Annotated in this window: 10 protein-coding genes; 4 read left to right on the forward strand and 6 right to left on the reverse strand. The window is 60.3% G+C overall.

Features of this window, described 5'->3' with window-relative positions:
- Positions 1–4: 4 nt before the first annotated feature.
- The 4 genes from lsrB to lsrA are packed head-to-tail and all read right to left on the reverse strand — an operon-like array spanning position 5 to position 4531.
- Positions 5–1018 (reverse strand): autoinducer 2 ABC transporter substrate-binding protein LsrB, encoded by a 1014-nt coding sequence (gene lsrB / locus ACQUTD_RS02170; protein WP_072569655.1) that lies wholly within the window; start codon positions 1016–1018, stop codon positions 5–7.
- Between the two features lies 1 nt (position 1019).
- Positions 1020–2012, reverse strand: coding sequence for an autoinducer 2 ABC transporter permease LsrD (gene lsrD / locus ACQUTD_RS02175; RefSeq protein ID WP_473274503.1), 993 nt, complete (start codon positions 2010–2012; stop codon positions 1020–1022).
- Positions 2013–3047, reverse strand: a complete 1035-nt coding sequence (gene lsrC, locus ACQUTD_RS02180; protein ID WP_318375778.1) for an autoinducer 2 ABC transporter permease LsrC — start codon at positions 3045–3047, stop codon at positions 2013–2015.
- Positions 3044–4531: an autoinducer 2 ABC transporter ATP-binding protein LsrA gene (gene lsrA / locus ACQUTD_RS02185; RefSeq protein ID WP_473274502.1), complete on the reverse strand. Its 1488-nt coding sequence runs from the start codon at positions 4529–4531 to the stop codon at positions 3044–3046. The genes lsrC and lsrA overlap by 4 nt, the downstream gene beginning before the upstream one ends.
- Before the next feature lie 219 nt (positions 4532–4750).
- On the opposite strand from lsrA, the gene lsrR reads away from it, so the two are divergent.
- From lsrR to ACQUTD_RS02200, 3 genes are all read left to right on the forward strand, one after another.
- Positions 4751–5722 carry a transcriptional regulator LsrR gene (lsrR, locus tag ACQUTD_RS02190; RefSeq protein WP_473274501.1) on the forward strand — a complete coding sequence of 324 codons (972 nt, stop codon included), beginning with the start codon at positions 4751–4753 and terminating at the stop codon, positions 5720–5722.
- A 36-nt stretch (positions 5723–5758) separates the two neighbouring features.
- On the forward strand, positions 5759–7339 hold the full coding sequence (gene lsrK / locus ACQUTD_RS02195; protein WP_473274499.1) for an autoinducer-2 kinase: 1581 nt from the start codon (positions 5759–5761) through the stop codon (positions 7337–7339).
- A gap of 209 nt (positions 7340–7548) precedes the next feature.
- On the forward strand, positions 7549–9570 hold the full coding sequence (locus ACQUTD_RS02200) for an FAD-dependent oxidoreductase (protein ID WP_473274497.1): 2022 nt from the start codon (positions 7549–7551) through the stop codon (positions 9568–9570).
- A 115-nt stretch (positions 9571–9685) separates the two neighbouring features.
- Here ACQUTD_RS02200 and ACQUTD_RS02205 read toward each other — a convergent pair whose 3' ends face one another.
- Complete coding sequence (locus ACQUTD_RS02205; RefSeq protein ID WP_473274496.1) at positions 9686–10624, reverse strand: Rpn family recombination-promoting nuclease/putative transposase; 939 nt, start codon at positions 10622–10624, stop codon at positions 9686–9688.
- A 69-nt stretch (positions 10625–10693) separates the two neighbouring features.
- Positions 10694–11830 carry a 23S rRNA (guanine(1835)-N(2))-methyltransferase RlmG gene (gene rlmG / locus ACQUTD_RS02210; protein ID WP_473274495.1) on the reverse strand — a complete coding sequence of 379 codons (1137 nt, stop codon included), beginning with the start codon at positions 11828–11830 and terminating at the stop codon, positions 10694–10696.
- Positions 11831–11916: 86 nt separating this feature from the next.
- Between rlmG and ACQUTD_RS02215 the strand changes: the two genes are divergently transcribed.
- Positions 11917–12408, forward strand: coding sequence for a M48 metallopeptidase family protein (locus ACQUTD_RS02215; RefSeq protein WP_072569647.1), 492 nt, complete (start codon positions 11917–11919; stop codon positions 12406–12408).
- The last annotated feature ends 57 nt before the right edge of the window (positions 12409–12465 follow it).

Consider the following 12465-nt stretch of genomic DNA (forward strand, 5'->3'; position numbering starts at 1 on the left):
CCCGTCAGAAATCGTATTTGCCGATGTTATCTTTGGTGAACACCACGCGCTCCGGCAGCAGCACAATGCCGTTGCCCTTCGCTTCATACTGGTAGCCCTGTACGCTGTTCGGCTCCACTTTAAGCGGGCCAAGTCCCTTCACTTCCACCGTGTCGCCGACGTTCAGATCGCCTTTCTTCAGTAACTGGCTGGCGACGTTGACGGAGATTTTCCCCTGCTGCACCACGTCCCACAGGCCGAAGGCTTTCACCGTGCCGCGCTCCACATAGGGGCGCATAACGTTCGGCGTGCTGAAGCCGGTGATCGCCACGTTGGTACGCTTGAGGTTTTCCGCCGCCTGCGCCGCAGCCGGTAAGGCGTTGGCGTCCGGGGCGATGATCGCATCCAGATCCGGATACGCTTTTAAGATCCCCTCGGCGGTTTGCAGGGATTTGGTGGCGTCGTTATAGCCAAACTGGGTGGTGACGATTTTCCACTGCGGATGATCTTTGGCGATCTTCGCTTTCGCGGCATTCACCCACTGGTTCTGGTCGGTCACCGTCGGGCTGGAGTAGAAAAACGCCACCTTCGCATCAGGCTTCGTCACCTGTTTTTCGGTCATCTCCACCAGCAGGCCGCCCAGCTGTTCCGGCGTGCCCTGGTTGATATAGATGCTGCGGCATTCCGGTTTGGTGTCGGAATCCCAGGTGAGCACTTTCACGCCGCGCTGCATCGCCCGCTTGAGCGCCGGGCAAAGACCGTCCGGCGACACCGCCGACACGATAATGGCGTTATAGCCCTGGTTGACGAAGTTATTCACCAGCTGCACCTGGCCGGAAACGCTCGGCTCGGTGGGGCCGTCGTAGGTAACGTCGACGCCGAGATCTTTGCCCGCCTCTTTCGCGCCGTTGCCGCCGCTGGTGAAGAAGCCGACGCCCACCAGTTTGGGAATAAAGGCGATGCGGTCGGCGGCCTGCGCCGTTGCCACACAGGTTGCCAGCGCCAGCGCGCTAAGCTGCACTATCTGTTTTGCTTTCATCTTATGCTCCGATTGTTTTTCGCGAGAGAAGCCGACGCCAGGCCGTGCGCACCCATTCCCGGTGCAGGCTCAGCGAACGCCCCATCACCACCACGACCAACAGCGCACCTGACAACGCGCTCGACACCTGGTTGGGGATGCCGACCATCTGTAACCCTTGTTGCAGATACCCCACCAGCAACGCTGCCAGCGCGGTACCCAGAATGGACCCCGATCCGCCGTAGATATTCGCGCCGCCGAGCACCGCCGCCGTCAGCGCGGGCATCAGCAAATCACGCCCCAGATCCGAACGTGCCGAACCGAAGTAAGAGACCAGCACCAGCGCGGCAATCGCCGACGCCACCCCCACCAGCCCGTACAGCGCGTAGGGCATACCGTTCACTGGCAGTGCCGCATAGCGTGCCGCGCGCGGGTTCTGACCAATCAAAAACAGGTGCCGCCCGAAGCGCCCGCGGTGGGCGAGCAGCCAGAAGGCAAAGGTCAGCACGCCGAACAGCACCAGCGGCACCGGCAGCCCGAACAGCGTCAGGCTGGCGAAGGCGGTAAAGCTGTCCGGGAAACCGCCGATGCCCTCGTAACCTGTCGCTCCCGCCATGCCGGAGAGCAGCAGCGCCCCACCGCCGTAGAGATAGAGCGTGCCGAGGGTGATCACCAGCGGACTGATGCCGGTATAGTGAATTAGCGCAGCGTTCAGCAGGCCGCACAGCAGACCCAGTGCCAGCGTTAGCACGATAGCGAGGCTCATCGGCCAGCCCGCCTGCATCATCACCCCCAGCGCGATGGCGCACAGGCCAATGGTGGAGCCGAGGGAAATGTCGATACCGCCGCTGATGATCACCAGCGTCAGCGGCAGCGCCACGATGCCGATGCAGATAAAGTCGCTGGTGCTGAACAGCAGCATGTTGATGTCCAGCATGCGCGGGTTAATCGCGCCGAACAGCGCGATCTCCAGCACCAGCAGACCGAGCAGCGACCACTCCCAGTTGAGCTTCATTTACGCCACCTCTTTATTTTTGCGATGCGGAAAGCGGGCGACGTGCTTACTCCCTTTGTGGCCCGGCTGAAAACGGCTGTATTTAAGCTGGCGCTGATGACGGGCCAGCGCCTGACGCAGACGCCCGTCCAGCACCAGCACGCCCAGCAGCACCAGCCCGGCGATAAAGTCGTTCCACCAGGCCGGGAGCTTAAACAGCACCAGCACGGTGTCGATTTGCGTGAGGAAGAACGCGCCCAGAAACGCGCCGATCAAGGTGCCGGTGCCGCCGAGCAGCGAGATGCCGCCGAGCACGCAGGCGGCGATGGCCTTCATCTCCAGCCCGCTGCCGGTCTGGTTAGGCACAAAGCCGATCTGCGCGGCAAAGACGATCCCGGCGCAGGCCGCCAGCACGCCGTTTAAGGTGAAGGCCAGCATACGGGTGCGGTTGACCGCCACGCCCAGTTGCCGTGCGGCGGCGAGGTTATCCCCCACCGCATAAAAATCCCGCCCGGACGCGGTGCGCGCCAGCCACCACGCGCCCGCGCCCAGCACGCCCAATACCAGCAGGCCGAGGGGTGACACGCCCGCCGCCACCGGCACCGACAGGGATTTCAGGCTGGCGGGCAGTCCTTCGATCCACTTGCCGCCGGTCCACAGCAGCATCGCGCCACGGTATAACCCGAGGGTGCCGAGGGTGGCGACGATGGCCGGAATGCGCAGGCCGACCACCAGCAGGCCGTTGAATGCCCCCGCCAGCGCGCCTATGCTCAGGGCAAACAGCATGGCAAGGGGCAGGCCGTAGCCATTGTTGAGCGCCACCCCGACGGCAATGGCGCTTAAGCCCACCGTCGAGCCAACCGAGACGTCAATATTGCGCGTCAGCATCACCAGCGTCGCCCCCAGCGCCAGCAGGATCAGGATCTGACTGCTGGCAAAAATCATCCCCAGCGTTTGCAGGCTGAGGTAGGCCGGATCGAGGGCCACCAGCACGGCAAAGAGGGCAAGGATCGCCAGAAAAGCGCTCAGCTCGCGGTTTTTAAGTAAGGTCTTCATGCCTGTCCTCCGAAGGCCAGCGCCATCATGCGATCGACATTGATCGCCTGCTGCGCCAGTTCACCGCTGCGCATCCCCTGATGCATCACCACCACCCGATCGGCCAGACCGGGGAATTCATCGAGATCGCTTGAGATCATCAGCACCGCGACGTTCTGCGCCGCCACGCTTTTCAGCAGCTGATAAATATCCGCCCGCGCGGAAACGTCGACGCCGCGCGTCGGCTCATCGACAATCAGCAGCAGCGGATTGGCCTCCAGACAGCGGGCAAGCAGCACTTTTTGCTGATTACCGCCGGAGAGGGTACGCACCGTCTGATCGGCGTTGTTAAGTTTGATGCCCAGCGCCCGGTGATAACGCTCCACCACCGCCGCTTCGCGGCTTTTTTGCTGCCAGACGGAGGGTTCATTAAGCGTCACGGTGTTCCAGCGCACCGGCGCATCGAGAAACAGCCCGGACACCTGCCGATCTTCCGGCAGATAGACCAGCCCGCGCGCCAGCCGGGAAGCAGTGTCCCGGCTGGTGATCTCCTGATTTTCCAGCCACACGCGCCCGCCGCGTACCGGACGCAGACCGTAGAGGGTTTCGGCGAATTCGGTGCGCCCGGATCCTACCAGCCCGGCCAGGCCGACGATCTCCCCGGCATACACCTCAAGATCCAGATCGATAAAGCCTTCGCCGGTCAGGTCTTCCACGCGCAGCACCGGAAAATCCTGCGGCTGGGTGCGGCGGTTGCCCGGCAATGCCAGCCACAGCTTTTGCGAGTCGCTTAAATGATGGGCGCGGCTGGCTGGGGTCATCGCGCCGATCAGCGCCTGATCGTCAAATTCACTGAGCGCCCCGCTGAGCACCACCGCGCCGTCGCGCATCACCGAGACGCTGTCGGCCAGGGCGCGGATCTCCGGCAGCTTGTGGGAGATAAACACGATGCCGACGCCGAGCCTTTGCAGGGCGCGGATCTGCCGGAACAGCCGCTCTGTTTCCCCCGGCGTCAGCGAGGCAGTGGGTTCATCGAGGATCAGAATGCGCGCGTTACGCATCAGCCCGCGCAGGATCTCCACCATCTGCTGATCCGCCACTTCCAGCGTGCTGGCGGCGGCCTGCAAATTCAGCTGGCAGTTGAGCTGCTGTAATTTTTCATTCAGCACCGCATCGGTATTCCCGCTGCGCGGCAGGCGGAACAGAATGTTTTCCCGCACCGTCAGATTGGGAAACAGCATCGGCTCCTGCGGCACCAGATAAATGCCCAGCTGATGCGCCTGGCCGGGCGTCAGGCGGCGGTAGGCGCTGCCGTTGATGCACAGCGTGCCGCTGTCGGCGGTTTCCACCCCGGCGATGATCTTCATCAGCGTGGATTTCCCCGCCCCGTTGCCGCCCATCAGCGCATGCACCTGACCGGCAAGCAGCGTAAAATCAATGCCTTTCAGAACGGGCACGCCGGAGAACTGCTTACGGACGTCACGGGCTTCAATGAGAGGGATCATTCTGGCTCCGGCTATGAACATATGATTTTAAAAATTCACAATGTTCAAAAAGCGTAGACGGTGAGCTATATTAATACCCGTGCCCGGATCACACTTTTTTGCATTCGGATCGTTGCTTTGTTTTGCGCAGGGACAAAAGATCGCTTTTGCCATCGCGCTCACATTTTATTCAGCGGCGCATGAGAACATTTGATCTAAAATTTTATAAGAGTTCATCATATGAGCGAAAAACGTATTACGGATGAGAGCCGCTTTGCCGGGCTGACGTTATCGGAGGAAGAGCTGGTGGCGCGGGTGGCCTGGTGCTACTACCACGATGGCTTAACGCAAAATGATATTGGCGAACGGCTGGGGCTGCCCCGGCTGAAGATCTCCCGCCTGCTGGAAAAGGGGCGGCAGTCCGGCGTGATACGCGTGCAGATCAACTCCCGTTATGAGGGCTGTCTGGCGCTGGAAACCGAACTGCAACGGCGCTTTGGGCTGAAGATCACCCGCGTGCTGCCCGCGCTGAACACACCGGCAATGAGTGTGCGCCTCGGGATAGGCGCTGCCCAGTCGCTGATGGGCGTGCTGTCGCCGGGGCAGTTGCTGGCGGTGGGCTTTGGCGAAACCACCATGAGCTGTATCCAGCATCTGAGCGGTTTTATCAGCTCACAGCAGATCCGCCTGGTGACGCTGTCCGGCGGCGTCGGGCCGTATATGACCGGCATCGGCCAGCTGGACGCGGCCTGTAGCATCAGCATGATCCCAGCCCCGCTGCGGGTATCGTCGGCGGATGTGGCGGAGATCTTAAAACGCGAATCCAGCGTGCGGGATGTGATCCTCGCCGCCACCGCCGCAGACGTTGCCGTGGTGGGCATTGGATCGGTCAACCAGAAACGCGACGCCACCATTATGCGCTCCGGCTATATCAGCGAAGGCGAACAGCTGATGTATGCCCGCAAAGGCGCGGTGGGGGATATTCTGGGGTATTTCTTGCAGGCAGACGGCGAGCGGGTGGAAAACCTCGACATCCACCGGGAACTGCTCGGCGTCACCCTCGATGAACTGGCGCAACTGCCGACCATTGTCGGCGCGGCCGGCGGTATCGAAAAAGCAGAGGCGATTTATGCCGCACTCAAAGGTCGCCGTATCAATGGCCTGGTGACGGAAGAGACGACAGCACGCGCGATCCTGGCACTGGCGGAGTAATTCCGGCCTGCCGCGCGCCAACAGCGAGGCAAGCTCATGAGTTATCTTTTAGCCTTAGATGCCGGGACCGGCAGCATTCGCGCGGTAATTTTTGATTTACAGGGGCGGCAGATCGCCGCAGGTCAGGCCGAGTGGAAACACCTGAGCGTGGAGAACGTGCCCGGCTCAATGGAGTTCGATCTCACCATCAACTGGCAGCTGGCCTGCCAGTGTATTCACCAGGCGCTGACGCGCGCGCAGCTGACCGGCGCTGATATTCAGTCCGTCGCCTGCTGCTCCATGCGTGAAGGTATTGTGCTTTATGACCGCAACGGCGAGGCGATCTGGGCCTGCGCCAATGTTGATGCCCGCGCCAGCCGCGAAGTGGCGGAATTAAAAGAGATCCATGACGATCGCTTTGAAGCGGAAGTGTACGAGGTTTCCGGGCAGACGCTGGCGCTGAGCGCGATGCCGCGTCTGCTGTGGCTGGCGCATCACCGGCCGGATATTTTTCGTCAGGCGGCGACCATCACTATGATCAGCGACTGGCTGGCGGCAAAACTCTCCGGCGAACTGGCGGTGGACCCCTCCAATGCCGGGACCACCGGCATGCTGGATCTTTTCTCACGCGACTGGCGTCCGGCGCTGCTGGATATGGCCGGGCTGCGCGCTGATATCCTCTCCCCCGTAAAAGAGACCGGCACCGTGCTGGGCGCGGTGACCCATTCTGCCGCCATGCAGTGCGGCCTGCGCGAGGGCACGCCGGTGGTGATGGGCGGCGGCGATGTGCAGCTGGGTTGTCTGGGGCTGGGCGTGGTGCGCGCCGGGCAGACGGCGGTGCTCGGCGGCACCTTCTGGCAGCAGGTGGTGAATCTTCCGCAGGTACGCACCGATCCCGATATGAATATCCGCGTTAATCCGCACGTCATTCCCGGCATGGCGCAGGCGGAGTCGATCAGCTTTTTCACCGGCCTGACCATGCGCTGGTTCCGGGACGCGTTTTGCGCCGAGGAGAAGCTGATCGCTGAACGCATGGGGATGGACGCCTATGCGCTGATGGAAGAGATGGCGGGCCGCGTCCCTGCGGGCTCCCACGGCGTAATGCCGATTTTCTCGGACGCCATGCATTTCAAACACTGGTATCACGCCGCGCCGTCGTTTATTAACCTCTCCATCGATCCGGAAAAATGCAATAAAGCCACGCTGTTTCGCGCTCTGGAAGAGAACGCAGCTATTGTCTCGGCCTGCAATCTGGCGCAGATCTCGCACTTCTCCGGCGTCACCTTTGATGGGCTGGTGTTTGCGGGCGGCGGCGCGAAAGGCGCACTGTGGAGCCAGATTTTAAGCGACGTGACCGGCCTGCCGGTGCGTGTGCCGGACGTGAAAGAAGCCACCGCGCTCGGCTGCGCCATCGCCGCGGGTACCGGCGCCGGACTGTTCGACGATATGGCCGCCACCGGCGAGCGGCTGGTGAGCTGGAGCCGGGAATTTACGCCCAACCCGGCACACCGGGAGCTGTATGACGGCATGATGCAGAAATGGCAGGCGGTGTATGCGGATCAGCTGGGGCTGGTGGACAGCGGGCTGACCACCTCGATGTGGCAGGCACCCGGGCTGGTGCGCGCAACGGCGCCGTAAGTCATGCCGGATGGCGCTGCGCTTATTCGGCCTGGGGTTTCTGCGGTTTCGTAGCCCCGGTAAGCGTAGCCCCGGTAAGCGCAGCGCCACCGGGGAAGTTCTTTGAGTTCTATCACAATCATTCGATCCCGCTTTTACCTTTGCCCCCGCGCTGGCTAAATTAGTAACTCATCCGACCACATAACAATAATTTTACACTGGAAGAGATTATGAGCCGCTATCCGTCGCTTTTCGCCCCGCTCGATCTGGGTTTCACCACGCTGAAAAACCGCGTGCTGATGGGCTCCATGCACACCGGCCTTGAGGAGCGCCCTGACGGTGCCGAACGACTGGCCGCTTTTTATGCCGAACGCGCCCGGCACGGCGTGGCGCTGATCGTCACCGGCGGCGTGGCTCCGGCGTTCTCCGGCGTTACCATGGAAGGCGGCGCGGTGCTCTGTGATGCCAGCCAGGTGCCCCATCATCAGATCATCACCGGGGCGGTGCACCGCGAGGGCGGCAAAATCGCCCTGCAAATTCTGCACACCGGGCGCTACAGCTATCAGCCGCACCCGGTCGCGCCTTCCGCCATTCAGGCGCCGATCAACCGTTTTAAACCCCACGCCCTGACGCACGAGGAGATCCTCGCGCTTATCGACGATTTTGCCCGTTGCGCTGCGCTGGCGCGTGAAGCGGGCTATGACGGCGTGGAAGTGATGGGATCGGAAGGCTATCTGATTAACGAATTCCTCGCTGCCCGCACCAACCAGCGCGACGATGAATGGGGCGGCGATTATCCACGGCGGATGCGTTTTGCCGTCGACGTGGTGCGCGCCGTGCGTGAGCGGGTCGGCAGCGACTTCATTATTATCTATCGCCTGTCGATGCTCGATCTGGTGGAAGGAGGCGGCACTTTTGAGGACACCGTACAGCTGGCGCAGGCTATTGAAGCGGCGGGCGCCAGCATCATCAATACCGGCATCGGCTGGCACGAGGCGCGCATTCCGACCATCGCCACGCCGGTGCCGCGCGGGGCCTTTACCTGGGCGACCCGTAAGCTGAAGGGCAAAGTGTCACTGCCCTTAATCACCACTAACCGTATTAACGATCCGCAGGTGGCGGAGGAGATTCTGGCGCGCGGCGACGCGGATATGGTATCGATGGCGCGGCCTTTTCTCGCCGATGCGGCGATCCTCTCCAAGGCGCAGGCCGGACGTGCGGACGAAATCAACACCTGTATCGGCTGTAATCAGGCCTGTCTGGATCAGATCTTTGCCGGGAAAGTAACGTCGTGCCTGGTGAATCCCCGCGCCTGCCACGAAACCAAAATGCCGATCGTACCGGCGGTGAAGATCAAAAAGCTGGCGGTGATTGGCGCAGGCCCCGCCGGGTTGTCTTTTGCGGTTAACGCGGCGGCGCGCGGCCACAGCGTGACCTTGTTCGACGCCCAGGCGGAACCGGGCGGGCAGTTTAACGTCGCCAAACAGATCCCCGGTAAAGAAGAGTTTTACGAGACGCTGCGCTACTACCGCACCATGATCGCGGTGACCGGCGTCGATCTGCGGCTGAACCAGCGGGTCACGCCTGACATGCTGGGAGACTTTGACGAGGTGATCCTCGCCTGCGGGATCGAGCCGCGCACCCCGCCGATCGAGGGGATCAAGCATCCGAAGGTGCTGACCTATCTGGACGTGCTGCGCGATAAAAAACCGGTCGGCGAGCGGGTGGCGATCATCGGCAGCGGCGGCATCGGTTTTGACACGGCGATGTATTTGAGCCAGCCGGGTGAGTCCACCAGCCAGAATATCGCGGAGTTTTGCGCCGAATGGGGAATTGATACCAGTCTGGATCAGCCCGGCGGCCTGCGGCCAGAAGGCGCGCAGTTACCGAAAAGCCCGCGGCAGATCGTGATGCTGCAACGCAAAGCCAGCAAGCCGGGGGAAGGACTCGGCAAAACTACCGGCTGGATCCATCGCGCTACCCTGCTGGCGCGCGGTGTGAAAATGATCCCGGCGGTGAGCTACGAAAAAATCGACGATGCCGGTCTGCATGTGCTGATCAACGGCGATCCACAACTCTTCGCGGTGGATCATGTGGTGCTTTGCGCAGGACAGGAGCCGCGCCGGGAACTGGCGGAGCCACTGCGCGAAGCGGGAAAAATCGTGCATCTCATCGGCGGCTGCGATGTGGCGCTGGAGCTGGACGCCCGCCGCGCGATTGCGCAGGGTACCCGGCTGGCGCTGGAGATATAAGTTTGCCTTTGCCGGACGGCGCTGCGCTTGCACCGGCCTACAAGGTACAATGCCACATTGTAGGCCCGGTAAGCGCAGCGCCACCGGGCGGGAAATTCAAAAGAAGGGAAGATGATCAGTGCTGGAGCTGTGCCAGTTCATCTTCGCTCAGACCGGTCATCTTCATCACGCTGAGCCGATCGAGGCCGTTTTGCAGCATCACGCGGGCGATTTTCAGCGTCGCTTCCCTTTCGCCTTTTTCAATGCCACGCTGCTCACCTAGTTGAATGCCTTTCTTGATGCCTTTCTGCTCCAGCTGCTGTGCAATCGTCATTAGTTCATCCTCATGCTGCGGCACGCGCAGTGCCAGTTCACGAACAAAGGCTTCCGCATCACATGTTTCGCCAACCTGTACGAGATAGTTTATCAATGATACTAACTGTTGTCCTGTCAGCGGGCTCGCCATTAATGCGCTAACCAGTCTATCCATCAGTTCGGCCAGATCGCGCTGATGAATGTGTTTTTGCAGGAGTGTCAGGGCCGCCATACTTCGATGGGTCATGATGTCATCATCAGAAATCACGGTCACATCAACCAACGGAAAATCTGTGCTGTAGAGTTTTTCAGCAATGACAGGATCATCAAAATTTTCCAGCCAGTTTGTCGAATACGGATAGGGGCTACGCTGACCGGTATAAAACAAAACCGGGATCACCAGCGGCAGCGCTTTATGCCCGGCATCAAGATGTCGCTGCATGGCTGCGACAGCATAGCGGATGAGGCGAAAAGCCATATGCCGGTCCGGTGTGGATTGATGCTCAATAAGCACATGAATATAACCGTCGCCGCCGGTCGTTTTCAGGCTATAGAGCACATCGCTATAGTAGGGGCGCAAACTTTCTTCAACAAAACTCCCGGATTCCAGTTTAAGCGTTCTGAGATCGCAGATAGCCCGTAATTCTGCGGGTAAATGCAGCTCCATAAAATCACGGGCGGTATCGGGGTGGGTCAAAAATTGTTTGAATGCGGCATCGTGTGGCGTTGGGGTAACGTGCTTTCCTTGCTTTCCCGTCATATTTTGCCTTCCTGGCAATAACCTTGTCCGGCACAATTGTACATAAATCGTGCCGGAAGTCCTGCTGATTTACCGCCTGCGTCCGGTTTTAACCGCTTTCAGCACCACGAATTTCTGGTTGGTGGCGATGGTTTCACAGTTGCCGAAAATCTTCTTCAGCTTGTGGAAATAATCCAGGTGGCGGTTCGCCACGATGCGCAGCTCGCCGTTGATTTTCAGGCAGCGGCGGGCGTGGTGGAACATCTCCCAGGCGATATTGTCCGTCAGCGCATGTTTTTGATGGAACGGCGGGTTACAGAGCACGGCGTCAAAACGGAACGGCTCGACGCCTGACAGCGCGTTGTTGATCATAAACTCGCAGCGATCCAGCGCCTCTGGCAGGTTGGTTTCGACGTTAAGACGGCTGGAGGCCACCGCCATCGGCGACTCATCCACGAATACCACGCTGGCCAGCGGGTTCTTATCCAGCAGCGTCAGGCCAATCACGCCGTTGCCGCAGCCGAGATCGACAATCTCCCCTTCCAGGTTATCCGGCAGATGCTGCATAAAGAAGCGCGCGCCGATGTCCAGCCCGGTACGGGAAAAGACGTTGGCGTGGTTGTGAATAGTCCAGTCGGTGCCGTCCAGTTTCCAGCTCAGGGTCTGCGGCGCATCGTTAAGCGCCGGGGCGCTGAAAGTGCAGTTCACCAGACGCGCTTTTTTCCAGGCCAGGGTAGTGGTGGTCGGCCCCAGCACTTTTTCAAACAGCTCAAGGGTCGAGTTGTGAATATCACGCGCTTTGGTCCCGGCGATGATGCGCGTTTGCGGCGTCACTACCGTGCGCAGGGTGCGAAGTTGCTGCTCCAGCAGGGCCAGGGTTTTCGGGATCTTAATCAGCACGACGCCCGGCGCGGCCGGGTATGCCGCGGTGCTGTCGAGGAAGGTGACATCCCCTTCGTTGAGATCGTTATGGCGCAGATTTTCACGGGTCGCCAGTTCGCTCAGGTAGGAGTCGCCAATGCTGTAAGGCTTGTGCTCCACCAGCGCGCAGGCCAGCGCACCAAAGGTGTCGTTGAAAATCAGGACCGGGCCACTGATTTCAGTTTCGTCCAGTTGTTGCAGCAGGTATTCATCCGCCGCTTCCCACGCCTGCAGTGGGTTGACGTCGTCCGTCTCCGGAAAACGTTTTAAGTTAAGTGAACGGAAACCGTTGTCTGAATGGCTCATCGGCCCTCCTGGATGGTAAAATTCGGTGTGATCCCCTGAATGGGGGCGTGAGTATACCCTTTTTTGACTGCTATCGTGGGGCAATGATGAGCAAACTTCTCTATCTCCAGGGCTATCCGGAAAATCTGCTGGCCCAGGTTACGACGCTCATCGAGCAGAACCGGCTCGGCGAGGTGCTGCAAAAGCGTTATCCCGATACGCACAACGTCACCACCGACAAGGCTCTCTATCAATATACCCAGGATCTGAAAAGTCAGTTTCTGCGCAATGCGCCGCCAATCAACAAAGTGGCCTACGACAATAAAATTCATGTGCTGAATAACGCCCTTGGTCTGCATACCGCCATTTCCCGCGTGCAGGGGGGCAAGCTGAAGGCAAAAGCGGAAATCCGCGTGGCGACGGTGTTTCGCAACGCGCCGGAAGCCTTTTTGCGCATGATAGTGGTGCATGAACTGGCGCACCTGAAAGAGAAGGATCACAGCAAGGCCTTTTATCAGCTGTGCTGTCATATGGAGCCGCACTATCATCAGCTGGAGTTTGATACTCGTCTGTGGCTGACGCATCAGGCGCTGGCATGATCGTCGCCTGACTTCTGCGGCGCAGCGCACTGGTTTTGTCACACTGACGTGCTACAT

It is taken from the genome of Enterobacter sp. K510 (assembly GCF_055804875.1).